At 35.3% G+C, this 25,740-nt stretch carries 26 protein-coding genes and 5 pseudogenes; 11 read left to right on the top strand and 20 right to left on the bottom strand.

Annotated elements, in window-relative coordinates; translation table 11 throughout:
• Nucleotides 1-167: 167 nt before the first annotated feature.
• Nucleotides 168-293: a hypothetical protein gene (locus JEM65_RS22810; protein ID WP_262895207.1), complete on the bottom strand. Its 126-nt coding sequence runs from the start codon at nucleotides 291-293 to the stop codon at nucleotides 168-170.
• Nucleotides 294-298: 5 nt separating this feature from the next.
• Between JEM65_RS22810 and JEM65_RS00830 the strand changes: the two genes are divergently transcribed.
• Nucleotides 299-889, top strand: coding sequence for an RteC domain-containing protein (locus JEM65_RS00830; RefSeq protein WP_307810536.1), 591 nt, complete (start codon nucleotides 299-301; stop codon nucleotides 887-889).
• Nucleotides 890-953: 64 nt separating this feature from the next.
• Here the strand turns inward: JEM65_RS00830 and JEM65_RS00835 are convergent, their stop codons facing one another.
• Entirely contained in the window at nucleotides 954-1,523 is a 570-nt protein-coding gene (locus JEM65_RS00835; protein WP_199596648.1) for an RNA polymerase sigma factor, read from the bottom strand.
• 207 nt (nucleotides 1,524-1,730) lie between these two features.
• On the opposite strand from JEM65_RS00835, the gene JEM65_RS00840 reads away from it, so the two are divergent.
• Together JEM65_RS00840 and JEM65_RS00845 are read left to right on the top strand one after the other, a co-directional pair.
• Nucleotides 1,731-2,015: a hypothetical protein gene (locus JEM65_RS00840; protein WP_199596649.1), complete on the top strand. Its 285-nt coding sequence runs from the start codon at nucleotides 1,731-1,733 to the stop codon at nucleotides 2,013-2,015.
• A gap of 474 nt (nucleotides 2,016-2,489) precedes the next feature.
• Nucleotides 2,490-2,915, top strand: coding sequence for a response regulator (locus JEM65_RS00845; RefSeq protein ID WP_199596650.1), 426 nt, complete (start codon nucleotides 2,490-2,492; stop codon nucleotides 2,913-2,915).
• Nucleotides 2,916-3,422: 507 nt separating this feature from the next.
• Here JEM65_RS00845 and JEM65_RS00850 read toward each other — a convergent pair.
• From JEM65_RS00850 to JEM65_RS00890, 10 genes and pseudogenes are all read right to left on the bottom strand, one after another.
• A complete protein-coding gene (locus JEM65_RS00850; protein WP_199596651.1) occupies nucleotides 3,423-3,665 on the bottom strand; it encodes a hypothetical protein in 243 nt (80 codons plus the stop codon).
• Between the two features lie 173 nt (nucleotides 3,666-3,838).
• Nucleotides 3,839-4,048: pseudogene (locus tag JEM65_RS00855) on the bottom strand (DUF1801 domain-containing protein); the annotation flags it as partial.
• 51 nt (nucleotides 4,049-4,099) lie between these two features.
• The gene (locus JEM65_RS00860) at nucleotides 4,100-4,465 is read right to left on the bottom strand and encodes an iron chaperone (protein WP_199596652.1); all 366 of its coding nucleotides are present in this window, start codon (nucleotides 4,463-4,465) and stop codon (nucleotides 4,100-4,102) included.
• A complete protein-coding gene (locus JEM65_RS00865; RefSeq protein ID WP_199596653.1) occupies nucleotides 4,462-4,857 on the bottom strand; it encodes a DoxX family protein in 396 nt (131 codons plus the stop codon). The genes JEM65_RS00860 and JEM65_RS00865 overlap by 4 nt, the downstream gene beginning before the upstream one ends.
• Nucleotides 4,854-5,330, bottom strand: coding sequence for an SRPBCC domain-containing protein (locus JEM65_RS00870; RefSeq protein WP_199596654.1), 477 nt, complete (start codon nucleotides 5,328-5,330; stop codon nucleotides 4,854-4,856). Before JEM65_RS00870 ends, JEM65_RS00865 begins: the two co-directional genes overlap by 4 nt.
• 1 nt (nucleotide 5,331) lies before the next feature.
• The gene (locus JEM65_RS00875; RefSeq protein WP_199596655.1) at nucleotides 5,332-5,652 is read right to left on the bottom strand and encodes an ArsR/SmtB family transcription factor; all 321 of its coding nucleotides are present in this window, start codon (nucleotides 5,650-5,652) and stop codon (nucleotides 5,332-5,334) included.
• Between the two features lie 302 nt (nucleotides 5,653-5,954).
• Nucleotides 5,955-6,161 (bottom strand): GDCCVxC domain-containing (seleno)protein, encoded by a 207-nt coding sequence (locus JEM65_RS22280; protein WP_233530459.1) that lies wholly within the window; start codon nucleotides 6,159-6,161, stop codon nucleotides 5,955-5,957.
• A 13-nt stretch (nucleotides 6,162-6,174) separates the two neighbouring features.
• Entirely contained in the window at nucleotides 6,175-7,521 is a 1,347-nt protein-coding gene (locus JEM65_RS00880) for a dihydrolipoyl dehydrogenase family protein (protein WP_199596656.1), read from the bottom strand.
• 1 nt (nucleotide 7,522) lies between these two features.
• Nucleotides 7,523-8,152, bottom strand: coding sequence for a mercuric transport protein MerTP (gene merTP, locus JEM65_RS00885; RefSeq protein ID WP_199596657.1), 630 nt, complete (start codon nucleotides 8,150-8,152; stop codon nucleotides 7,523-7,525).
• Between the two features lie 86 nt (nucleotides 8,153-8,238).
• Nucleotides 8,239-8,613 (bottom strand): ArsR/SmtB family transcription factor, encoded by a 375-nt coding sequence (locus tag JEM65_RS00890; RefSeq protein ID WP_199596658.1) that lies wholly within the window; start codon nucleotides 8,611-8,613, stop codon nucleotides 8,239-8,241.
• 50 nt (nucleotides 8,614-8,663) lie between these two features.
• On the opposite strand from JEM65_RS00890, the pseudogene JEM65_RS00895 reads away from it, so the two are divergent.
• Nucleotides 8,664-9,122: pseudogene (locus tag JEM65_RS00895) on the top strand (DJ-1/PfpI family protein); the annotation flags it as partial.
• Nucleotides 9,123-9,245: 123 nt separating this feature from the next.
• Here JEM65_RS00895 and JEM65_RS00900 read toward each other — a convergent pair.
• The 6 genes and pseudogenes from JEM65_RS00900 to JEM65_RS00920 form a co-directional block, all read right to left on the bottom strand.
• Nucleotides 9,246-9,422: pseudogene (locus JEM65_RS00900) on the bottom strand (BfmA/BtgA family mobilization protein); the annotation flags it as partial.
• Nucleotides 9,423-9,875: 453 nt separating this feature from the next.
• Nucleotides 9,876-10,073 (bottom strand): hypothetical protein, encoded by a 198-nt coding sequence (locus tag JEM65_RS00905; RefSeq protein WP_199596659.1) that lies wholly within the window; start codon nucleotides 10,071-10,073, stop codon nucleotides 9,876-9,878.
• An 11-nt stretch (nucleotides 10,074-10,084) separates the two neighbouring features.
• Nucleotides 10,085-10,324: a DUF6876 family protein gene (locus tag JEM65_RS22285; RefSeq protein WP_368856055.1), complete on the bottom strand. Its 240-nt coding sequence runs from the start codon at nucleotides 10,322-10,324 to the stop codon at nucleotides 10,085-10,087.
• Between the two features lie 30 nt (nucleotides 10,325-10,354).
• The gene (locus tag JEM65_RS22290) at nucleotides 10,355-10,510 is read right to left on the bottom strand and encodes a hypothetical protein (protein ID WP_233530461.1); all 156 of its coding nucleotides are present in this window, start codon (nucleotides 10,508-10,510) and stop codon (nucleotides 10,355-10,357) included.
• Nucleotides 10,511-10,586: 76 nt separating this feature from the next.
• The gene (locus JEM65_RS00915; protein WP_199596660.1) at nucleotides 10,587-10,940 is read right to left on the bottom strand and encodes a single-stranded DNA-binding protein; all 354 of its coding nucleotides are present in this window, start codon (nucleotides 10,938-10,940) and stop codon (nucleotides 10,587-10,589) included.
• 10 nt (nucleotides 10,941-10,950) lie between these two features.
• Nucleotides 10,951-11,118 (bottom strand): hypothetical protein, encoded by a 168-nt coding sequence (locus tag JEM65_RS00920; protein WP_233530462.1) that lies wholly within the window; start codon nucleotides 11,116-11,118, stop codon nucleotides 10,951-10,953.
• Between the two features lie 156 nt (nucleotides 11,119-11,274).
• Between JEM65_RS00920 and JEM65_RS22815 the strand changes: the two genes are divergently transcribed.
• Nucleotides 11,275-11,409 carry a hypothetical protein gene (locus JEM65_RS22815; protein ID WP_262895208.1) on the top strand — a complete coding sequence of 45 codons (135 nt, stop codon included), beginning with the start codon at nucleotides 11,275-11,277 and terminating at the stop codon, nucleotides 11,407-11,409.
• Between the two features lie 646 nt (nucleotides 11,410-12,055).
• Here the strand turns inward: JEM65_RS22815 and JEM65_RS00925 are convergent.
• Complete coding sequence (locus tag JEM65_RS00925; RefSeq protein WP_199596662.1) at nucleotides 12,056-13,552, bottom strand: acyl-CoA dehydrogenase family protein; 1,497 nt, start codon at nucleotides 13,550-13,552, stop codon at nucleotides 12,056-12,058.
• 1,014 nt (nucleotides 13,553-14,566) lie between these two features.
• On the opposite strand from JEM65_RS00925, the gene JEM65_RS00930 reads away from it, so the two are divergent.
• Complete coding sequence (locus JEM65_RS00930) at nucleotides 14,567-16,678, top strand: thioredoxin domain-containing protein (RefSeq protein WP_199596663.1); 2,112 nt, start codon at nucleotides 14,567-14,569, stop codon at nucleotides 16,676-16,678.
• Nucleotides 16,679-16,737: 59 nt separating this feature from the next.
• On the opposite strand, the pseudogene tnpA reads toward JEM65_RS00930, so the two are convergent.
• Nucleotides 16,738-17,170, bottom strand: a pseudogene (tnpA, locus tag JEM65_RS00935) (IS200/IS605 family transposase).
• Nucleotides 17,171-17,557: 387 nt separating this feature from the next.
• On the opposite strand from tnpA, the pseudogene JEM65_RS22295 reads away from it, so the two are divergent.
• The 5 genes and pseudogenes from JEM65_RS22295 to JEM65_RS00960 all read left to right on the top strand — a co-directional run.
• Nucleotides 17,558-17,747 (top strand): annotated as a pseudogene (locus tag JEM65_RS22295) (IS1595 family transposase); the annotation flags it as partial.
• A gap of 184 nt (nucleotides 17,748-17,931) precedes the next feature.
• Nucleotides 17,932-18,531, top strand: coding sequence for an RNA polymerase sigma factor (locus JEM65_RS00945; protein ID WP_199596664.1), 600 nt, complete (start codon nucleotides 17,932-17,934; stop codon nucleotides 18,529-18,531).
• Nucleotides 18,532-18,894: 363 nt separating this feature from the next.
• Nucleotides 18,895-20,055, top strand: coding sequence for a FecR family protein (locus JEM65_RS00950; protein WP_199596665.1), 1,161 nt, complete (start codon nucleotides 18,895-18,897; stop codon nucleotides 20,053-20,055).
• 101 nt (nucleotides 20,056-20,156) lie between these two features.
• Nucleotides 20,157-23,630: a SusC/RagA family TonB-linked outer membrane protein gene (locus JEM65_RS00955; RefSeq protein WP_199596666.1), complete on the top strand. Its 3,474-nt coding sequence runs from the start codon at nucleotides 20,157-20,159 to the stop codon at nucleotides 23,628-23,630.
• A 12-nt stretch (nucleotides 23,631-23,642) separates the two neighbouring features.
• Nucleotides 23,643-25,274, top strand: coding sequence for a RagB/SusD family nutrient uptake outer membrane protein (locus JEM65_RS00960; RefSeq protein WP_199596667.1), 1,632 nt, complete (start codon nucleotides 23,643-23,645; stop codon nucleotides 25,272-25,274).
• Nucleotides 25,275-25,740 lie beyond the last annotated feature (466 nt).

Raw genomic sequence — 25,740 nt, forward strand, 5'->3', positions numbered from 1 at the left:
TCATCCTTCTCTTTCTTTGTTTTTACGATGTTGTTTTTCTTGAATGTTTGCCAACGTTTATCTTTAATTTATCTCTTTATTAAGTAGTTATTACTTTTACTAAGAGACAAGAGGAAAACTAATATAACAGGGAGTACATCTATGCATACTCCCTGTTTAAACTTACATTAATCAGGCATAGGAACTGCACCATCTATTACAGTGGCCTGTCCATTTCCGTCCGATGGTTTGGTGACATCTTTTTCGTCATAAACCCTATAATCTGTATAAAATAGGTCATCAGAAAATTTCACTATACATTCATCGTTTTTTTGTAGACGATCAATTCGCTACGTCGCAGGACTCCTCAGTCGCCATGATTATGGCCTATGATATGCTCATCGTGTATTTACAGCAAGAAATTGAAAAATTGGAATCCAACAACAATTATAATCAAAATTCAATGAAACAATCATCCTCAAAACTTTTTTGGACAGGAAACAAAACGGAATTAATTGAATTGATCTACGCCCTTCACAGCAGCGGTGCCATCCACAGTGGCACTGCTGACATCAAAGAGTTGGCCTGCAGGACCATAGTTTTAAACTTTAACCATCTCGGTTTTAAAACCATCGAGGATTATGGAAACACAAAATCATTCTGCTTTGATGATCTTGGAATAGAGTCACCGGGAAGATTTTATGGAAAGGATCTCAACGTGATGGGTGAACTTCTTTTATCCCGATATGATCTTTATCTGCAATCAAAACGAAGAACAAAAACGCACGCCACCACCAATTTTGGTGCAGATGAGTTGGAAGAATTCTATGGAAATCGTGTTCGCAGCCGAATGCGGGAATTGTTTAACCTGATTGCTTTTGACGAAGGAGTTGGGGATAAAAGAAAATAAGGATTTATAAAGATTTGTGATCTATTGAAATATGGCTAATTATTCACACTAGTGACTTTAAGGGTTACATCTTTAAAATTTTGATGATAATCATTAAGAACAATTCATCATCCTTAAATCCTCCTCTTATTTTTTTGTAAGCTTTGCCTATATGCGCCTCTACGGTCTTTACAGATATATTCAAATTTTCGGCTATTGCTTTTTGGGTATAGCCTTGAATTTTGTTGAGTTTTAAAATCTCTTTGCAGCGAGGAGGAAGGTTGTTTATGATTACCGTCAATCTTTCCAATCGGCGTTCCAGTAATTGTGTATCATCAAAAATTTGTTCTTCCAATGCCTCTTTCTTCAAGGCTTTAAAAAAACATTCTTCCTTCTTCCGCTTGCTATATCGGTCCATATAGCAGTTGTACGCAATTTTGTAAAGGTAATTCTTGGGGCAACGCTCTGCATCTAAGAGGGCACGATTTTCCCATAAACTAAGAAAAGCTTCCTGTACGACGTCCGCAGCTTCCTCATGATTATTAGAAAAAGTTCTGATATAGCCTATTAGGTTCTCATAATTGTTATAAAAAAGTTTTTTGAAAGCTGAATCGTCTCCTTTTTTAATGGCGGGTACTAATAATAAATCTTCCATGGGGAGTAATTTGGGGTGAGCAACATAGAACGATAGGGATTTCTAAGTTTATCTGAATGTTTTTTTATGGTTCTGAATAAAATTTCCTTTTAATGCATCCTTAAATCTTGGATAAAGTTTCAAATATGAAAAAAAAATAATTAGTAGTAAGGGTTTTTTACATTTTTTGGGTATTATCTATAAAAAACCGTGAAAAACAATCCCATTTTGATAAAACTGGTTTCAAAATATTTGACCGATTCCCTTTCCGAGAAAGAAGAGATGGACTTAGCTTTGTTAATAAAACAGAAGGCTTATGGTGTGATGTTCAAGAAATATATCGTGGATGATTATTGTGTGAATCTTTTATGGAGGGAGATAGATGTAGATAAGGCTTTTCAGGAATTAAGGAAGGCAATCCAGGTGCAGGAAGAACTAATGATTAGGTCGAAAAAGCTTGACTTACAACCGAAGTTCATGGCCTCCAGGCATAAGCGGAAAAAAATTTATTGATTATAATGAAGACCCTAAATATTAGAATAGTAATTAAATAGAGACAGATGAATTCGTTAATGTAATAAAAAACAATTGTCAACATATAGAGATAGGGCAATAATAGCACGACAATGTGGGATAGATTTTACCGCTTAAATTTTTCTTATGTCAGGTGTTAATACTTTATAGCGTCAATAGTTTCAGTTAAAATGATATATGGTAGTTTTTATTGGGTTTTAGCCTAAATTTTTTTGTTTTTCAAAACAAATCCCTACAGAAAAATTTGGAGCATCTTGAAATAGATTTCTTTGAACGGCCGAGCTGTTTTATAGCGCTAATTTCTGAAAGTCCTGATAGAAGCTACCTCTTTTACAAGCTATTGCAAATTTTTCAATGATTAACAAACAAACATTTATTAAAAATTATTTTGAGATATCTAAACTAACCAATAAAAAAATCAAAACTTTGACTACCCCCCCAAACTATCAATTGATGAAAAATCAGCCCCCTAATATACAATTTATAATTATTGACGATGATTATTTGACTACCGTGATCCATCACAAAAAAATGGCTCGACATAAAATGCTTACTGCAACTCCGATAATTTTCAATGATCCGAGGGATGCCCTTGCTTACTTTTCTAATTGTTATATCCAAAAAATCACAAATGTTATTTTATTGGATCTTCAGATGCCCTATTTAAATGGAATCCAATTCTTGCGGGAATTAAAACGCTTGAAAAATTTTAAAACATTAGATTTCTTGGTGTTTATTGTGAGTTCCTCCATTGATCCAAGGATAAGAAAAAGCCTTAAAGACTATCCTGAAGTTAAAGGTTATTACAATAAACCAATTTCAGAGGAGCACTGTCTTGATTTGAAGCGCAAAATTCAAACTTTTAAAATTTCACGATGATAACATGAATCCGAAGCTTTTGTATAATTAATAGATAAATTTGAATATGTCCACAAGCAACTCCAAAATATTTTTTGGGGGTGTAAAACTGGTCAACTGCATCATATTTATATTCGGCAGCATCAAAAAGTCAAGTCTCTATTAAGCGGTTCTTATGACGGTCAATGTGCCTAATTTCTAGTATTCATGATCTCCCTTAAGAAATACTTTATTATCTAGTTAAAGATTAAAACCCTGCTCCCGATAGCTNNAAATCCATAGTGGTTTATTTTAAATTATTTGCAAGAATAAGAACTCTCAAGTTCTTATTCTTGCAAGGGATTTATAATTTTCAGACTTAGCTGATGTCAAAATGGAGGAAAACGCTGTTACCTGCCTTCCTCCATTTCTATATATCCCGAGGGGTATAATATTTAAAGATAAATATTATAGTTGTATTGCAAAAAAAACTCATTAAAAAAAACTCTCTTTTATAATTGTGATTTTATTTGAAATAGAGGACCTTGGTTATTCATTATAATCTTTGGGAGCATTATATAAAATTATAGACTCATTTTTTCTTGTTCTCCCCACACCTGCACCATCGACACCTTCAATTCTCTTATCCCCATGTATTATCCACACGATATCTTCACTAACATGATCAATGATAAAATCTGAATTTTCCATGGCAAAAGCTATATTGAATTGCTTAATAAATTCTCTTTTGGGCAAATTGCCACAATCAAAGGGTATATTAATTTTTGTCATTTTAGCTTTGACTTGATTCTACATATTTTTTGAAATTATCCAAAATGGCCTGCCAACCTTGTCTTTGCACATCCACAGGGTTTTGATTCTCAGGCTCAAAAGTTTCTGTGATCGCAATTATATTATCAGCTTTCGTGAAAGCAATATCCACTTTTCTACCATCATCCAGTATGCTTTAGTAAAACACCTTTATGAAACAGTAAAGCACAATAGTCCTTAAATCCGTGAATAAGAACAATATTATTACCTTGGAAGGTATAACAGGGTTTTCCCCATTTGAATTCTTCGTGTAGCCCTGTTTCAAGAATTAACCTCCTCAAATAAGCATATGCTGCCTTCCATTTTTTGCTTTCCCCGAAGAAGGATTCGATACTTTTCTCCATAAGATGTTATATTGGTAGTCATTAGACAACTGATTAAGCAGTTGCTTGGATCTATTTCTTTTTTAATTCGTTTAATTTAGCGTGGGACTTGAGAGCTCTCTTTATTATATCGACAGGAACTTGTTGCCCAAACTTAATTTGTACAGTTCCTTTTCCAATTTCATATCCCTTATCTTCAAAAGATTTACGTTCTTCATCACTTAACCCACCTTCACTAAATCCAAGGCTTATGTGCTTTGAATATACAGCAAATCCGGTTAAAACTCCATTAAGTTTGTAATTAGGCACATTCCAAGCAATTCGTTCTTTAGCTTCTGGAACTGTTTCTTTAATTATTCTTTGAAGTTCCTCCATAACTGGTTGCGCTGCTTCGGGCGAACTTTGGATATATTCGTTTACATTTTTAGCTTTCCTCATAATGGTAAATTCTTAAAGACTACCTTTCTATTAATTGGTCTAAAATACCAAGATATACCTGTCAAGAATAGAAGTAGCAATGGTGGAAATATTTCAGCTATCGAATTACCTGAAAAAATGTGCGAGGCTAGCGCTCCAGTCATTACGAAGAAAAAACCGGCGTATGCCCATTCCTTTAATAAAGTGAAGTTGGGTATTAAAATTGCAATAACTCCTAAGATTTTCCATATACCTAATACAGTCATTAAGTAAAGCGGATATCCCAAATTTGTGAAGTTCTCAACTTCTTCCTTCATTTGAATTAATTGGACTATTCCTGTTGAAAGCATCCCCAATGCCAGCCAGATAGTAGCGACCCAATAGATGATTTTATTTCTTTTGGTCTTTCTCATAAGATTCTATTTAGTTTACTCGCGATGTCCTGCAATCGGTTATGTGCCATATTTAGACCTTGTACAAAAGGTTTTTTCAAAAGCTCATTTCGTATGTCGACCGATTTAAAAATGATGTGCATAGTCAGTTTGCTTGTCTCATTCGTGATCGTTTCAAAATTCAGAAACTCCAACTGTGCAGGAAGCGAAAACACATCCATTTCGAAGGTTCGAACAATCATTTCATTTGGGATAAAGCTGTGAAATGCACCTTTGCCACTAAAGATTACATCTCCCTTTGGGTTGCGCTTTTCAAAATGGTACTTACCGTATTCTTTAAATTCAAATTCCAATAGGTCGCACCCCATCCATTCTTCAAACAGATCCTTTTCTATATAAGCTTTGAAAAGTGTCTTGACCGGTAAGTCAAATTCTCTGGTAATTAATAGGTCCTGTTCGGTGTCCTTGGCGAAGACTTGTGTTTTTTGTTCCATATTATTTTGGTCGGTGTTTTTTCATTATAGATTCCAGTTTGTTAAATCTATCATCCCATAATTTTCTAAAAGGTTCAATAAATTGAGCGATTTCTTTCATTCCGTTCGGATTTAGCTGATAGTAGATTTCTCTACCTTTCTGTTCTTGTTCCAATATTTCGCATTCCGTGAGAATTTGAATATGCTTAGAGATGGTCTGTCTCGATGAATCAAAATTCTCGGCAATAGCGGTAGGTGTCATTGCTTGAAAGGCAACCATAGATATGATCATGCGTCGTGTAGGATCGGCTATGGCCTGAAACACATCTCTTCTTAATTCCATTTATGCAGTTATTTGACTGCTAATATATATGCAATCATTTAACTGCGCAAACTTTTGAACTTTTTTCTTAAGATTTTGATTTTAAAATCTAAACTGATGTCAGCCTTAATAACGAAGAATTAAAAGAATTCTATAGAATTGGTGTTCGTAGCCGAATGCGGAAATTATTTAATTTGATTGCTTTTGATGAAAAAGCAGGAGATAAAAGGGGGAATAAATTTGAAAACAGTCCTTTTAAATGAAAACTTTATTAGTTCATAAACTTCTATGGATTGCTCAATTCTAGTGTGAGCTAGAAAATTTTAACAGCAATTCTTATTTTCTTGAATTGGTGGACAAGGTACAGTTCCGTAGGAGCAATAAACACAACAATCACCTTCGTTTGGTTTCAGAACCGTTTTACAATTCTCACACTCGTAAAAGAATTGACATGCGTTTGTTGGCATATCTTCTACTATTTTATGTCCGCAGTTTGGACAGGTAATTTCTGATTTTAATATAGTTTCCATTCAAATTTTTTTATTAAAGCATATGCGGTATGTCCGATGCCAATGTTGGATATGAGAAAATCATTGTTCTAATATCATTAACCTTCATCTTTGTTTTTATGGCCATCGCAAAGAGATTTATTGTTTCTTCTGTATGTGGCCCTATTAAATGTGCTCCCAAAATTGTTTGAGTTTCTTCGTCAATTATAGTTTTGAATGCATATTCGGCGACGTTTAATCGTTTGGCATTAAACCAATCGCCAACCTCTTTATAATTTACTTGAATATTGTAATTCAACTCTCTTGCTCTAGATTCTGTATAACCCACAGAAGCCATAGTAGGCAATGTGAAAACTACCGTGGGCATTGGTGGATAACTTATTTTTTTATGATTGCCCTTGATGATATTTGACGCTACGGTATGACCTTCCAATACTGCAACAGGCGTTAAAGGCAAACCCTCCGAATCTGCTGCATCTCCTGCTGCATAAACAATTGGGTTCGATGTATTTTGAAGGTGTTCGTTCACCGAAACACCTTTTTTTGTAAAGGATATACCCGCTTTTTCCAATTCCAAATCAAATATTGCAGGTGGTCGACCGGCAGAATTAAAAACAGCTTCGGCTTCAAAATACTCTGTTTTCTCCGCAGATTTACCTTTCACTCGAAACTTTTTATCCGCTTTTTCAATAGCCGTTACATCTGTATTAAGAATGAGTTTTACACCTAATTTTTTTGTGGCAGAAACAAGGTGTTTTACAATATCTTGTTCAAAATTTTCCAAGGGATTATTTCCACGATGTACTATAGTAACCTCTGCACCACATCTGGCTGCAATATGTGCGAATTCAAACGCAATATATCCACCACCGATGAATAATAAAGATTTGGGCAATTCATCTAAATTTAAAAAATCGGCACTGGTTTTGGCAAAATGACCACCTTCAAATTCTAAAACCCTTGGCTTGGAACCCGATGCGATCACTATTTTTTTAGCCTTTATCTTCTCATTTCCTATCTCTAATGTGTTTTGTGAGAGAAATTTTGCTGAACTATGAAAGGTGTCAATTCCGTTTCTTTTATATCCTTTTTCAACCTTTGGCGGCATTTCATCTACAAAAGATTGTTTGAAGGCCATTATGTCCTTCCAATTGACTTTAGGAATAGTATCTATACCACTACCCTTAAGTCTTTTTGCAAAATCTCGGACTTCCGTAGCGCCAATAATGACTTTTTTTGGGTCGCAACCTCTCAATGCACAAGTACCACCATAAGGTAATTCGTCCGTAATACCAACTGTTAGCCCTTTTGAGGCACATTTATTGGCGATGGTCATTCCTGCCATTCCTGAACCAATTATAAAAACATCATATTCTTTCATCTTAATTGATTTCTTTTTTGTCAGTTACTTTATATCCTGTTGAATTTATCGCTTTCTCAATTTCAATTTCATTGGATTTGGTTCTGTCAAATTCTATGATTGCATTTCCATTTTCGTAGGACGCTTTTGAGTTTACAATTCCGTTAAGTTTATTTACTTCGTGGTTGACGTGTTCTTCGCAGCCTGCACAGGTCATTCCGCTGATTTTAAATTCTGTTGTTTTAATGTCCGATTCGTCAACTACGATTATTTGCCTTTCTGTTTTCGGGTAAAAAATTCCCGAATAATAAGGGAAAGCCAACATTACTATAGTAAATGCGGTTACAATTCCCAAAAAAGATTTGGACTGTATGAATTTTGGTTTCCCTGCCTTGCCGGCGGGCAAGTCGCCTGTATCACAAGCGCAGTCTATTTCTTCTTGAGTTTTTGGTTTTAGTTTTTGATACCAGGCAAAGGCCAACACCAAAACCGTGATTCCGATCAAATAAGGTCGAAAAGGTTCTATCCAAGAGAATGTTGAGGCAATCCCACTTGTTCCTGCAATTAGTGCCAAAACAGGCGTAATACAGCATAAAGAAGCTGTAATTGCAGTTAACAAACCTGTTCCGATTAATTTGTTTTCACTTTTCATTTGTTAAACTTATATTGTTTTTTATCGGTCAAATGTAATTCGCCATTTTGTGTCTGAGTTAGCATCAAAAATCGAGATGGCTCATTTCATGTCGTTGCTAAAATTTTGTTTTTATCAAGTATCTCAAAAAACGGATTCAGTAATGTTGAATATTCAGTCGTCAATGAATAAAAAATCGTTTGGGCTTCCCGTTCTGTGGTCAATAGATTTCTATCTTTCATTTTCCGCAAGTGTTGAGAAATAGCAGAAATGTTCATCCCAAGAATATCGCTTAAATCACAAACACAAAGTCTTTTTTCCTCAAATATTAGGTAAAGTATTTTGAGTCTTACGCTGTTACCAACTAACGAAAGTCCATTTGCTAAATGATCAAACGATTCACTTAATTCCGAAACAGTGTCTTTGCAACGATTTATTTGTTTAATATCTGCTTGTTGTCTTATGCACGAATTATTTTCCATAACGTAAAGTTACATTTATTTATTATTTAAGCAAATACTTAAATAATACAATAACAACGGAGGAAGGAATACATTTTGTTCCTGATTATACATTTGAGAACTGCCCAAAATTGACGGCTTTATTTGTTCCAAGTGCCTATGATATGTTTGCCCAAGTCCACAATGAAAAAATTGTAAGTTTTATAAAAGAGAAAAATAAAGAAACCACATTTACGGTTAGCAATTGTGCTGGAGCGCAACTCATCGGAAAATCTGTAATAGCTGACGGTCATAAGATAGTGACCTGGATCGGTGGCGGCGAACAACTTCAAAAGGATTATCCAAATTTAAAAGTCCAAAATGACAGTTTAGTAACTTTTGTCGAAGATGGAAAATTCAGTTCTTCAAATGGTAATTTAGCAAACTATATTTCGGCTTTAAACTTATTGGAAAAAATGACGAGTTTTGAACATAGGAAGTTTGTGGAAAGTTATTTATATCTGTACCGACTTCAAAATTGGAAGGAATAAAACTGTTCTGAAGTTTAATACTTTCAGCTTTGAAAAATTTTTTGATTTTCCAAAGCAAACTATAGGCCAATTTAGAGCTTACGCGAAAATAGATTTTGCCTCTTCATAAATCCGCTCAAAATTAGCCTCCATTGTTCGTCCCGTCGGGCCAAATTTCTCCTTTGGCGAGATATCATTATAGAAGAAAAAATCAAGCATCGTCGCCAATGCTTCAGTGTGTGATTTGAAATGTGTTTTTGAAAATTCCTGAAAACGTTTGGCGGTATCCCGCTTAATCCTGATAGTGATAAAAGAGTCCATTTATTTCACTTTTTTGTGCATTTGACGCAAATCCATCCCATTTTACAGGCATTTTCGAGGCATTTGACGCAAATTGCTGAGCATCACGAAATTATATTATATCAAACATGCTGATTATCAGTATTTTAAAAATAAAAAGAAGTGCTTAACATCGCGTAGCGTGTTATCCTCTTGCTACTCCCCTTTTCGTCCCGCCCAGCGGGACAAAATTTCATACAATCTGGCTAATCCCGAGCTATCAGGAACCAATTGCCTTTTTCGGAATTATTCAAATTCCGATATGTAATTTTAGATGGATACAGTTATCAGCGAAAGTCAAAATGGGATAACCATATAAAATTATAGTTGCTGAATTTCAGCCAAATAAAGATACGTTTTTTTGTTGAACTGAAATTAATTAGACACAAAAACACCTCCAAAATTTAGAGGTGCTTGTTCATTACTTAATAAAAACTAGATACTGAATTTGAAGGTATGGGAATATAAATTCCGCAATGTTTCTTCTTCAATCATCGTTTCAAAACAGGTATAATTTTCCCTTATGTATTTACGAATACTATCACCAAATTTTCGTTCCACGTCCTTTTTGGAAAGTTCTAAAAGTCGGTTTTGAGCTTCTTCGCTCAGGTCTGTGAAATTGAGATATACCATAGCTTTAAATTTTAGTATTCGCTTGGTAGCATCAGCGTGTCATTTACAAAAAACAACCGCAGTTCATCCAGTGGAAAATCAGTGGCGCGATACCTTTGTGTTTCTAAAATATGATCAATGCCATCGGTGTAGGTAATTTCAGCTTCATAACCCATAATTTCCTGTTTCTCCTTGGACAATATTTTAAAGTCTATGCTTATAAATTCGTTCCGATTCATCAGACTTTTTGCAATTACGGAAGTGTCCGTAATGAGCCAGTAGCAATTTGCTACGTTGGCAAGCTATTTCAGTCCATCCGTATAACGTGTTTTCAATAAAGGGATCTGATAGAACATTTTCGTGCCGTGAAAATGTTGCAATCCTTCTTTGATTTCGTCAACTTGTGCTTTACTCAATGGTAAATAATTATTTTGGTATTGGGGAATATTCGATTTCATTTTAATTTGATTTACAGAGTTAATAATTGATAAGTGGGCGTAACTTTCGTGTAGTAGCCCTCTTAAACTTTAAGGGTTATTCAGCGTTTTGGTTGTCCTTGGTTCCAAGTAACAGGATTTCATCGGCTACCACTTCGGTAACGTATCGTTTCTCCCCTGCTCCAGTTTCATAGGAACGGGAAGTCAATTTGCCCTCTATGGCAACTTCCTTGCCCGTGCCCACATATTTCTCAACGATTTCGGCAATCTTACCCCAAGCAACAATGCTGTGCCATTGGGTATTCTGCACTTTTTCGCCATCTGAATTTTTATAGAACTCATTGGTTGCAAGTGAAAAATTGGCGACTTTCTTGCCGCTCTCCAGGGTCTTGGCTTCGGGGACGTTTCCCACGTTTCCAATTAATTGTACTTTGTTTTTTAAAGTGCTCATAATAAAGTATTTAAGAATTAATTAAAATTGCCATCTGAACCCCACCAAAATGAATTGTCGGGCTGGCATTCAGACAGTTTGCATTTATGTTTTTTTGAAGTGATCTACTTATTATATCTGGAGTGTTTTCCTTTTTTGTTGGTGCCGCTTCCTTTTTGATGTTTTTGTAAGATTTCATAAGATTCATTTTAGATTTACTTCCCATAGCCCTCGTTGTTACCTCTTTTTTTGTTGCTGATATAGTTTCAACATTTGGAATTGTTGAGGACTTATAAAAAAGAGCGAGGTACGAGCCTGGTTTATGCAGTCCGGTCAAGTTCCAAATGTTGGTATTTTGCTGGCAAAAAAAGGGTATAACAGCGAGGGTACGGATGTAGCTCTAAAGGCTTATGGGAAGTACAGAAACATGGGAAGTGGCACCAAATCTTTAATGGAATTCCGATTTGGTGGACGCTGTTCCCAATTATAGATCGGGAATGCCTGTGCTGAGCCACGTCGAAGTGAAGTGTTCCTGCCCGGCGGAGCGGGAAGGGTTAACGGAATGGAAAGCTGGAATTGGGGACTGTGTCCAAGATTTTAAGGGAAGCTCATTCCCGGAATGAAGCTTTTGCGGCATGCAGGGCAATTTGCTGAGTGTATTCTGAAGATGTGTTTTTATAGTTTAGCCGGGTTTAAGCGGGCTTGACTCCAAAGTTGTAGATTGGAATGGAGTTTGTCCGCTTCCCGATATTTTTCGGGAACGAACGGGCAAGTGGAATGGAAATCGGAAGCTTTGGAGTTGTGTCCAAGACTTTTCAATGAAGCGCTTTGCCCGGGAATGGCGTTTTTTCTGCGGTATGCAGGGCAATGGGCTGAGTGAGTTATGAAAACGGATGGTTCTTGTTTAGCAGATTCTTTAGCACAGTGTTAAGTGCGTCAAACTTTTTCAAATTGATTGACTTAAATTTATTTGTCATACCTCTATTTATTCGATTTCCTTCTAATTTTATTTTTGCATTCGCTATAATACTCTGGAGTATCAAAACCTTTTCTGATAAAAATAATTGTTATTTCGGCTAAATTTTTGCCAGGTTTACTTTAATACTACCCAAACCCAGCGCAGAATAACCAAAGCATTATACAAATTCTGACCATGAGCTATTAGAGGAATAATCTTCAATTACTTTCACGGAATTATCAAAATGAAAAACACTGAACAGTCCGGATATTTCCTGTTGGACCATTGTAATGCAATTATCAATTAAATCTTTCCTAAATCCTTTATCCTGAAGTTCCAGTACGTATCCGACACTAACTATTCTGGCGATAATTCTACCGAGATCTACCAGTTTCCGTTGTGGGAAGTTGCTGGCAATATTAAAATTAAGGTCTTTTTTGAAATACTCACAGGCTTCGGCTGTAAGATCTAAGGATTTTAGAAATTCCAAAAGATTTGACATCTTTTTCTTTTTCATGGAACGCGTAATCATGTCAGAAATTTGAGAATACAGCATTTCATTAGATCCCTCAAATATTTGAAAAGGTCTGCTGTCCATAATTCCCCGTCCACCAATATGGCTTACCCTATAACCATTGGCACCAGAAACCTGAGTTAAGATCTGAGCGGACTCATGCATTAAATCTGTTACTACAGTTTTCATGCTATTGGCTTCTAAACCATTGGTAGCCACGTTGTGTTCCACACCACTGATCTTGGTACTCCGTAAACACATGGCTGAACTTATGGTAAACGCCGATTGAATTCTCGCTAATTGGAATTGTACCTGGTCCAGTGCCAATAAATTACCGGCACCAACAATTCGATTTTTACAGTGTTGCGTGGCTTCGTCGAGCATACGCTTGATAAAACCTGTCGCCATTCCTGGAAATTGTAATCTGCTTCTATGTAGGATATCCAACATCATTTTAATCCCTGTTGTTTCAGGAATCAGTCGTTGGTTTTTCGGAATTTCAAGATCAAGGGTATTTAAACCATAGGGAATCATATAAAGACCCGGGTTATCATAAATTTCTTCAACGATGACATGCTGTTTTGGTTTTGAATTATCTGCAATATAAAAATCCACATCCCGAGAAAGGTCTCCATTATTCGTCTTGTTTCTGGCGGCAATCAACCAATAGTCTGCCATACCTGTAAGCCCTTGCCAATGCTTAGAGCCTTTAATGGAATAGCCATGGTCATTTTCTTGACTGAAGGTTTTCATATTTAAAGCATCGCTACCATAATCAGGTTCAGTGATCATAAGACCACCCATATTCTGGTTTTTGAGAAAACGATTGAAAATATCAGGCTTCACTGATTCTTCAGCATATTTTGCAACAGGTTCTAAAAACAAGGCAATGTTAATCCCAAAAGTTAACGAAAGGGAGAGCGATTCATAAGAGGCAGCTGATAGAATTTCAAGACATTCTTTTACATGTCCCCCACGACCGCCATATTCCAATGGAATTGCTACGGATAATGGTTTTTTAGACATTATTTTATTCAAGACATCAGCAGGTAAGCCACGCTCCAAACTTAATTGGTTAATATCATTTTCCTCGTGAAATAATTCGTGTAGCGTAGTTTTAAAATCTTTAATAAATTCTGAAAATTGGATTTTTGTTTCCATGAAAATTAGCTTAAGGAGAGATTATTGTCACTATTTTAAATTCTTGGATTAAACTTCAAAAGAAATTCAACGATAATACACCGTTAAAGGGGGGTACTCTTTTCTTTGAAATCTAAAACTGATATTTGGTGGTTGATTCTCCGTCGACAAAAATATTAAATATTATTTAGAATGTATAAGTAACTTATTATTTTACACACTTGACAGGATAGTGTCGCAAATATTAAAATAGAACGCGAAACTTGAACTTTGAATTAAAGTATCCTGCTCAAGTTCATATGCGTCGTAGAGCGTAGAGGAATTAAACCCGAAAATTGATTAAACTGAAATAATAGAGAGAAAATTAATGGTATAATTGAATACCTGTTTAGCAGATGCTATTCCCAATTTTAGATCGGGACCATTATTGACTCGGAAACAAGAGGAGCTATAAGCAATTGCCTTAAACCATTTTATCTGTAGCTATATAATACTTGACACAATAGAAGTATAAGAATACAACTAGAAGGAATGAGGCATGAAGCAAAACAAGCCCTTGAATTCGTTGGGATATAAAGTCATGTATTCTAACACCGATAAATTGTTTACCATGCTCAAAACATCTAAAGCTGATGGGTCCTATTTAAAACAGATCAATAAACTAAAAAACAGAATTTACTCATTTTAGAGGACATTGAACTTAAAGCTCTAGACAGTATTAACAGACATGATTTTATAGAAACCATTGAAGACAGACACGGTTAATACAGTATGATTATAGTCTCTCAATTACCTGTGGAAGCATGACTTGAAATTATAAGGGAACAAACTATTGCCGATGCCATTTTAGAACGTCTTGTATATACTCCACATAGAATAAAATTAAGGGCGAATGTTTGCGCAAAGAATTAAAAAATAAACATTAATTTTAAATGGCCGGAATATCACGAATATCGGGAGGGTATCACATTCAATCTGATAATCAGGCTGGCCTAGCCATTATTATAAATTGAAGTTCACAACATTTAATAAATCATGAAACATTGTTTTAATTCTTTATTCTTTCTTATTTCAATTCTTTTATTTAATTGCAAAAACGAATCTTCATCTGAGAATTTCGAATTCACTAACGCCTTAATTCATGAAACAAGCCCATATCTTCTACAACACGCACACAATCCTGTAAATTGGAAGGCCTGGAATACTGAGTCTCTTGAACAGGCTAAAGCACAGAATAAACTAATTATTGTCTCTGTTGGGTATTCCTCTTGCCATTGGTGCCACGTTATGGAAGAAGAAAGTTTTCAAGATGAGGACGTTGCAAAAGTTATGAATGAAAACTTTGTCAGTATAAAAGTTGATCGTGAAGAACGGCCAGATATTGATCAAATTTATATGGGTGCTTTAGAACTTATGACTGGTAGTGGTGGGTGGCCTTTAAATTGCATTTGCTTGCCAGATGGACGACCAATTTTTGGAGGCACCTATTTCACTAAAGACGAGTGGATGCAGGTTATAGAAAAGCTTTCAAGTTTGTATAGAGAAGATCCAGAAAAAATGATTGCCTATGCCGACAAACTGGAAGAAGGCATGAAAAATGCCGATCTCATCAAAGTAAATAAGGAATTAGAACCTCTTAAATTTTCTGAACTCAACAACTCCGTTAACCTTTGGAAAACGCTATTGGATTATCAGGATGGAGGCGATATGGGCACTGAAAAATTCCCCAGATCGAATAATTTAAATTTCTTACTAAGATTTAGCCATGAAACAAATGATACCGTACTAAAAAACTACATTAATAACAGTTTAAATAAAATGTCCTATGGCGGTCTTTATGACCAAATTGGAGGGGGTTTTTCTAGGTATGTTGTGGATAGAGATTGGCACATTCCTCACTTCGAGAAAATGCTTTATGATAATGCACAACTAGTTAGCGTATATTCGGACGCTTATCTCATCACAAAAAATGAGGCGTACAAACGCGTTGTAAGCGAAACCCTAAATTTTGTTGCGGGCTATTTAACCCATGAAAATGGCGCCTTTTATTCATCCCTTAATGCTGTTAGCGAGAATGAAAATGGCAAATTGGGAGAAGGGAATTATTACATTTGGACCAAAGCTGGACTAAGGCAACTCATTACAAACAATTATAATTTATTTGAAAAATATTACAACATCAACAGCACAGGTTATTGGGAAAATGACAACTATGTCCTTTTGAGGAATCAATCTGATTCTCTATTTGCGAAGTCAAACGACATCACGATTCAGGATTTGCAATTACAAATTAGAGATTGGCATAAGACCTTGTTAACCGCAAGAGAAGCAAGGCATAAGCCAACGGTGGACAAAAAAGCCTTAACGTCATGGAATGCTTTAATGTTAAAGGGATATGTTGATGCTTATAGAGTTTTTAATAATCCAGAGTATCTGAAAGCCGCGATTAAAAATGCACAATTTTTAAAAAAACAGCAATTAAAAACCGATGGTAGTCTTTACCGAACACATATTGACAGCCAAAGTATGATCAATGGCTATTCCGAGGATTACGCATATGTTATTGAAGCCTTTATATCCTTATATCAAGTAACATTGGATGAAAAGTGGCTGAATTCGGCGAAAGCGTTAATGGATTACACGATAGATCATTTTTATAACAAAGAGAGCGGGATGTTCTTTTTTACATCTGATCAGGATGATGCTTTAATCATGAGAAAAACTGAGACCATTGATAATGCAACCCCATCTTCAAATTCTGTTTTAGCAAAAAACCTGTTTAAATTAAGTCATTATTATGATGATCTTGACTACAAAAAGATGGCGTATCAAATGATGAACAATTTAAAACCGAACATATTGGAATCACCATCCGCTTATTCAAATTGGCTCGATCTGATGGCAAACTATACGTTTAAGTATTATGAGTTTGTCATTTCTGGAAAAAATGCAAAACAGGATTTAAAGATTTTAAATAGTTACTATTTACCCAATATATTAATTGCAGGATCTGTTAAGGATAGTGAGATGCCATTATTAAAAAACAGATATGACTCAGACGAAACCTATAGTTACGTCTGTGTAAATGGATCCTGTAAACTACCGGAAACAGATGTAACAAAGGCCATCCGCCAACTTAAAAAATAAATCACTATGGACTAAAGTGCCATAGGTTTTTAAATCTGACTAAAGTCAGCAGTACGTGATTACTCAAGTATAAAAGCGTCTGTGTCGTTGTCGGATTTTCTGTGATGCTCCAAATACTCATTCACCATTTTGTCAGTAATGTTTCCTGTACTCCAACATCCAAACCCAATCGCCCAAAAATGGCGTCCCCAATAGCGCTTGTTCAACTTAGGAAATTCTTGCTGTAACCTTCTTGAGCTTCTCCCTTTTAACTTTTTCACAAGACTGCTTATATCTTGGGAAGGACGGTATTCTATGTGCATATGAACGTGATCCTTGCTGACAACACCCTTCGAAATATTCACGCCCTCGGCATCACAAACCTGTATCAAAAGCTTACGGCACCCCCGTCTGGACATCACCAAGCAGAACAGGATAACGATATTTCGTGCTCCAAACTATATGTACGGTCAACCTAGAGACTGTATGACCATTTACACTTTGATCTGTCATAAAACAAAAAGGTAGGTATTTTTAGGAGCTAAAGCGAGATGCACTAAAGTGCATAGTTTTAACTATTTCTGAGACCAATAAAAGGGAGGCACGACCAGTTATGCAGTCTGTCTCGAGCTAAATTTTAAACTTTGTGAAGAAATGGAATGGGTGATGCCTTGTTTAAGCGGACGCTATTCCAAAGTAGACCAATGGTTAATCTCGAAAAAATGCACATATTATTACGACCTATTTATACGATAAATCCCAAACTTTGGAATTGGGTCCAAGACTTTTTTAATGAAGCGCTTTGCCAGTAATGGAGCTTTTCGCGAAATGGAGAGGAATGGGCTGAGTAATTTTTGAAGACAAGTTTTAACGTTCCACATCACTATCCTTGTTTTACCTAAAAATTTCAAATGGTTCCATATTGCGATAAGTAATTTAAAGCGAAATTTTCTTGGATCAAACCAAAAGATAAAAACCAAATACCTCCAACATTACCTCTATACAAACTAAAAATCTAAACAAAAGCGACATTGAAAAAAGAATATTCGATAGTTTAGTAGTTGCAAGCATCTCAGAAGGTGGACACTAAGGGGATATACAAATAAATATTCAATTATTGGTAAATAACCATATTGTTTTGTACTATTGCTTAATATCACTCAATTTTTTAAATATTTTATTAGTAATTGTGAATTAGCAGTAATTCAAAAAGGCTGATCCATTACTACAAAACCAAAGATAAAACGTTTGTTTAAAATATCGTTTCTCAATCAATGGAGGAAAAAGAATTACATAGCGACAAATTATTAGTCAATCAACTTATGATTGGCAATCATAAAGCGTTCCGTAAACTTTTTGACACTTATAGAAACGATTTGTACAAATTCAGTTTAAGTATGGTTCATTCAACACCTTATGCAGAAGAAATTGTGCAAGATGTTTTCTTGAAAGTTTGGCTGAAGCGGGAATCTCTAAACCCCGACATGTCCTTTAGAGCTTATCTTTTTACCATCACCAGAAACAAAACTTTAAAGTTCCTCAAAAAAGCAGCCAATAACCAAAAATTGCGTGAGGAAGTATATTATGCGAGTCAAAAAATTACAAATATCACGGAACATTCTATACGTGAATCTGAGTTGGAAATTATAAAAAACGAAGCCTTAAATAAACTTCCTCCCAGAAGACTCTTGATTTTTGAGATGTCTCGAAATGAAGGTAAAAGCTATGACACCATTGCTGAAGAATTAAGAATATCTCCTCATACCGTCAGAAATCAAATGAGTAAAGCCTTAGAAACTCTACGTACTACTCTAATAGAAAACAAGGACATCGCCTTCATTATTATTATTCTCTTTTTTAATAATTATCTGTAATCATTAAACTTTTCGAAAACTACATCTCTTGTCATCACACCATAAAACTTAAGGTTTCAACAAGTTTACTCCTCAATACATACTTTTAAACACCATAATTTCGATTCACTTTTAGCAGGTTACGATATAAAAATCATACTAAGACTTAGAAATATTAATGTTTGATGTTTAATTTAATCGTGGGATTCGTTTTCCAACCTTCATGATTTTAAAATTTTTAACACCTTACATATTATTAATAGCCATATTTTCAAGTGATTGTGGCATATTATCTTTTGTTTTAAGAAATATTTAAGAAAAAATCAATTTGGAGTAGTACTAAAAGCATTCTCAGGGGTACTATATATACAGATCACTCGAGAAATGCATAAATCAACAGAAATAAAAGACTTATTTATAAAATTTATGGAGCGCAAATGTTCACCTGAAGAGGTGCAACGAATTTTGAGCTATGTCAAAAATTCAAAAAACTTAAAAGAAGTTCCAACAGTTGCCGAAGTTTACGACATGCTAGATGAATATCCAGATATGAAAGCTGCTCAAGCTGATATCATCTTTAAGAATATATTAGAGATTGCTACACCATCCAAAGAGAAATCTCCTTTCTGGAAATATGCGGCCGCATCAATAATTTTGCTTGCGTTAGCTTCTAGTTATTTCTTAACTAACAACGTGGTTAATTCTCAGTCAGAAATACCACCTATTATTGTAATTAATAGCATCCAAACAGGATCAGATAAAGCAATACTTACTTTAGAAAATGGTATTGAGGTTCCATTAGAAAAGGAACAAAGCTATGTGGCCGCTCATGCAAGCAGTAATGGCGAAGAATTAATCTACGATACTCAAAAGAATACAACATCAGAAATAGCATACAACTATTTAACCATTCCGAGAGGAGGCCAATTTCAGCTTAAATTGGCAGATGGCACTAAAGTGTGGCTAAACTCAGAAACAAAATTAAAATATCCAATCGCATTTATAGAAGGACAGACGCGCCAAGTAGAATTATTATATGGCGAAGCCTATTTTGAGGTTTCTCCAAGCTCTAATCATAACGGAAGTAAGTTTAATGTGAAAACAAAATTACAGGATGTAGAAGTTTTGGGGACGGAATTTAATATTAAAGCATATCAAAATGACACTAATATTTATACCACATTAGTTGAAGGAAAGGTGGCCATAAATAGGATGGATAAAGTACAACATTTATCTCCAAATCAACAATCCATACTCAACCGCGATGATAATGAACTAGCTATAATCAACATCGATGTTTATAATGAAATATCCTGGAAAGATGGACTTTTTAGTTTTAAAGGAAAACCTCTTAAAGAAATCGTGACCGTGCTATCAAGATGGTATGATATTGAATTTGAATTTGATAATGAGAATTTGGAAAACGTCAAGTTTAATGGTGTATTGCTAAAAAAACAAAGTATAGAAGAAATTTTAATAATTATAAAAGAAACCAAATTTATTAACGCCTATGAAATAACAGACAAAATAATCATCATAAAATAAAAAAGAAGGGAAGAAAAAGCTTAACCGTGAGAAGTATAGTGCTTTTCTCCCCCATTATATTATTAATTAATTAAATACTTAATCAATCAATACGCAAATTTATGAAATTTAAGACTACCAACAATCTTTTCTTTAACCGGAAAAGGCTCATCCAATTTATCATGAGAACGTTTATACTATTATTTTGCACATCCGTTTTTAGTTTTTCTACTGGGAGTGTTTTCTCGCAAAACGTAAAGGTTGTTATCGATAAAGATAAAACTGTGATGATCGACGAAGTTTTCGATATATTAAGAAAACAAACCAATTTTGCATTTATCTATCAAGAAGATGCATTTAAAAATCTACCTAAGGTTCACCTAAAAAAAGGAACAATTGGCGCGAATGAATTATTAAATAAAATTCTTTCTACGAAAAACTTTGATTTCGAACTTCGGAACAATAACACTGTTATAATAAGAGAAATCACAACAATTGACAGTCAGCAACACGAAATAAAAGGTAATGTTACTGACAGTAATGGAGCACCAATGTTAGGAGCTAATATTCTAGAGAAAGGCACAACCAACGGAGCGCAAACAGATTTTGATGGAAACTTTACGCTTTCATTATCCAATAAAGCTGCTACTCTTATCATATCGTATGTTGGTTTCACAACCAAGGAAGTGGCCGTGAATGGGCAAATAAATTTCAACATTTCCTTAGCTGAAGCTGCATCTGCATTGGACGAGGTTGTTTTAGTTGGATATGGAACAAGATCTAAAAGAAGTGTTACTTCTGCCATTTCTTCAATTGACATGTCTAATACGGAAGAAATACCTGCGTCATCAATTTCTCAAACATTAAGTGGTAAAGCCGCTGGTTTGAACGTGAATTTCAATTCCGCACAACCAGGAGGTGATATCACCTTTCAAATACGTGGGTCGGCTACAGGTCGTCAACCCCTTATTGTAATAGATGGGATGCCTACTTCAGATTTTAATGCTGGGTCTGTAGGGACATTTGGTAATGGCTCCATTGATGCTAATTTAGGAACATTGAACCCTTCTGACATTGAGTCAATCGACATCTTAAAAGATGCTTCTGCAACTGCAATTTACGGTTCTAAAGCTGCAGGTGGTGTAATTCTTATCACAACAAAACAAGGTAAAAAATACGGTGAAAAAGACTATAGTATCGATCTTAACGTAAGCACTGGCTTACAAAAATTTTATGAAATTCCAAATATGTTAAACGCTGTCGATTATATGACAGAAACGAATCGAGTAAGAAAAGAACAATGGTTGTACGAAAGTAGAGATGGTGTTTATAGCACAGTTCCTAAACCAGGTAACTGGACTTCACCTGGCGCGTTTACTCCTTATTATAGTGAAACTGACATTAATGAATTTAAAAATGGCACTCGGAAAGGAACAGATTTTGTTAATGAAGTTACTAGAGCTGGATCTATTAAGGACGTCAATCTAGCCATCAGTGGTAACAGTAAAAGCACACGCTTTTATTCTTCTTTCAGTGCTTATGACCAAAAAGGGATTATAAAAAACAATGATTTAAGTAAATTCAACGGTCGTATAAATATCAACCAAAACTTTGGTGATAAACTTAGTGGTGGCATCAACCTCAGCTTTAGCCAAATTAACTCTAATAACGTCCAAATTGGAAACGGTGGTTTGTATGAAAACAGTGGAATCCTATTAAGTGCTTTACAATTTGATCCGACTTTACCTGTACGTAATGCAGACGGCGAATTTCAAGTAAATACGAGACAATCCAATTTCCCTAACCCAGTATCGTATCTTGATATCAGCAATGAGACAACCGTTGAGCGATTTTTAAATACAGCACATTTAAAATATGATATTTTACCAGAATTATATGTCAAAACTCAAGTGGGTTTTGACAGAAGTCAAAGCAGAAGTTATGGTTACTTACCAACATCTACCATTGCAGGAAAAAGCTATAACGGACGTGCAGACAGAGGTGAAAATATGAATTCCAATTATCAGTTTCAGTTTTTAGTCAATTACAATAAAACATTTAACGATAAACATAATGTCTCTGCGTTATTAGGGACAGAGTACATGAAATATAAATGGGAAGGGACAAATATCACTGCAACTAATTTCCCTTATGACGGCGTGCTTTGGAATAATTTAGCATTAGGAGCTAACAGACCTTCGGTATATTCGAACGGAGGCTCTAGTGAAACGTCATCATATTTCTCACAACTAAGCTATGATTATGATTATAAGTATTTTATAGCAGCAAACTTTAGATTAGATGGATCTGCCAATTTCTCTCCTGACGCTCAGTATGGGTTCTTTCCAGGGATTTCAATTGGTTGGGATATTTCAAAAGAAGGCTTCATGACAAATACTGAAAACTGGTTAGACCAATTAAAATTAAGAGCGGGTTACGGAGAAACAGGAAATGATAATATTGGTTCAGCTTTTTCTGATTGGTATGCTCCTGGAGCCAATACTATGTGGGGCGGTTCAGTTATTTCAGGAGTGCGATTAGCGGGATTAGGAAATCCAAATCTAAAATGGGAGAAACAAGTGGATGTTAACGTTGGGGTTGATTTCTCATTGCTCAATTATAGAGTTGTAGGCTCTGTTGAATATTTTAATCGTGTGGTTAGTCGTATTCTTGGAGAGCGAAACCTGATTAGTTCAAATCCTGTCAATAGAATATTTTATAATCTAGATGCAGAAAAGCAAACTTATGGTGCTGAAGTGACTCTTAAAACAAAAAATATTGTCAGCAAAGATTTTACATGGAATTCCTTAATTACCTACTCCTATTACAGAGATAGATGGTTGAAACGTGATCCTAGTACCGTATTAGGTATCAATCAATCTGAAAAACAATTTTTCGGTGAAATATGGGCTTATCAGTCTGATGGGTTAGTTCAACCAGGTAGCACAGATCCACTAAATATCATTCCTGGAACCGTGAAAATTAATGATGTCAACGGATATTTATTAGATGGAAACGGCGACCGGGTAGTAGATGCGAAGGGTCGACCTCAGTATTCAGGTACTCCTGACGGAAAAATTGATGCTGCCGATTTAGTGAAGGTTGGTGTTAACACGCCATATACAGTTGGTTTTAGCAATACATTTAAGTACAAAAATTTTGATTTATCCATTGATACTTATGGTGTTTTTAACAGATGGAAAGTTAACGAAACAAAAACTTCCTTAGGAGGGGCTAATGTTTTTGGTATTGTATCCATAGGAACCAATCTTTTGGAAGAAACAAAAGACCGATGGAATAGCGACAATCAAGAAAGCTCTGGAGTTTCCGCACTTCAAAATTATGCAAAATACGGAACAGGCGATTACTTCTTAGAAAAAGCGTGGTTTATCCGTGTTAGAAATATCTCTCTTGGATATAACTTCCCAAATAGCCTTACCAATAATTTAAAAATAAGCAAATTGAGAGTTTACGGTAATTTGTTAAATCCGTTCTTGTTTACACCATATACTGGAATGGATCCAGAGACCGACAGTTATGTTGCTGCTTATCCAAACCAACGTACTTTTTCATTAGGACTTCAACTTCAATTCTAAAAACATAGAGTCATGAAGAATATAATTTATAATCTCGAAACTAAAGTGGAAAGAACTCTAAACATCTTAAAAAATAATATTATGAAAATTAAGTTTATACCAATTTTGATAATTCTTTTCTTACTACAGGCGTGTACGCTTGAGAAAGAAGAATTTAATAAAATAACACCCGAAAATTTCTATAAAACAGAAAAAGATGCGCGTTTAGCCATTGCAGCTTTATACTATAACTCTATAACTAAAGTAGGCACTTGGTCTCCTGGTCTATTTGTCCAAAGTATAAATTCAGTACAAATAATTACTGATATTTCTGCAGGTGATATGATGATGTGTTCTTATGGTGCTCAGCCTTGGGATTTTCTTAAAAATCAAGAATGGACCGAGAGCAATGGGTATGCCACCAATAATTTTTTCCATTATTACAATCACATTTCCAACGCACGGCTTGTTGCTAATCAAATTGGACAAATGACCACCGTTTCTGAAGAAATGAAAGAACAATTACAAGCAGAAGCAATGGCTGTTGGAGGATGGAAAGCAGCCATTCTATATGATCTTTATGGACCAGTACCTTACCCAACTGATGAGATGTTAGCAAACCCAGGTAGTCTTGAGTACCCAGAGCGTCCATCCAACGAAGCATTTGTAGAAATTATAGAATCTTTATTTGCGAAAAAAGATAAATTACCGGATACTGATTTTGGCAACAATTTTGGAAGGATGAATAAAGGTATTGCCAATTTTATTTTGATGCGTGTGTATATGCTTGAAGCCGCAAGAACAGGAGATGCTAATTTCTGGAAAAAAGCAAAAACAAGTGCTGAGGCCATTATTGCTTCTGGTGCATATGAATTACAAGACAATTACAGCGATGTATTTAAAAAGAGTAACCAAAAAAACAATGAAATCGTATTTGCCACGCCTTCAGATTACTCTTTCAACGTCAACATGTGGCACTCTGAGTCTTTACCAAACAACTATCCTAGCGAATTAAATCGTGGTGCGGGATCTTGGGGTGGCTACAAAATGCTTTGGTCATTTTATGATACTTACGAGGCGAATGACCAACGCTTATCAACAATTGCTGCTTCATATACCACAGATGGCGGACTTTTAATTGATAGAGCACACCCTAATGACGATCGTCATGGTGTTGGCGATGGTGCTATACCAGTAAAATATGATACTGATGATACTCAGGTAGGTAATTTTCAAGAACACGATTTTATTGCCTATCGCTATGCCGAGGTTATATTGGCAATGGCAGAAATACTTAACGAAATTGGTGAATCTGCAACTGTTAGCGCACCTGCAATCTCGCAAATAACAAATGATAATCAAATTGTAACGAGCGATGGTGGCACTACTGCGTTCTCTTTTGTGAATGCCATTAGAGCAAGATCAGGATTGCAACCTTTGCAAGGCTTAGGACAATCACAACTTCGTGATGCCATACTCAGAGAACGTGGTCATGAAATGTATTGTGAAGGTGTTAGAAGAGCAGATCTAATACGCTACCAAAGAATGACCAATGGTGGTGGCTACGCAAAGTTTAATGCTGATCCTAACAAGTTTCTTTTCCCAATTCCGGTAGGCTATATTAACGAGTACAAAGGAAACTTACAACAAAACCCTGGTTACTAACTAATAAAAAATATATATAATAATTAACAAAGAGTGTAAAGTTCAAAGGTTACACTCTTCGTTTTTATATCCCATTTGAAACAAGATATTACAAGAATTCCCAATACGTTAATAACGGCAGTCTTCAGATTTCTAAACGTAAACGGTCTAATTATATATCAAAATTTCAGGGTGGTCTTAGGTAACAGCTTAAGGTCCTAAAATACTGATGTATCATATCTTTATTTATTAACCAGAAGCCATTCAATAATAGGATCTGTCAACAAACTTTACCTACAAGGCATTTTTTAATTTAGTAACTCATGAATAGATTTAAATTCATTTCACTATTATCTATTTTATTTTCTGTTTGCGGAGCGAATGCTCAATTAAGCCCTCCTCTCCCCTTTTTAGAATATTCTGAACCTCAGTCTGCCCTCATAACGGATTATTTATATAAAGACACCATTGGTTCTCATGCTGCACT

It is taken from the genome of Gelidibacter salicanalis (genome assembly GCF_016469035.1).
GTDB classification, from domain to species: domain Bacteria; phylum Bacteroidota; class Bacteroidia; order Flavobacteriales; family Flavobacteriaceae; genus Gelidibacter; species Gelidibacter salicanalis_A.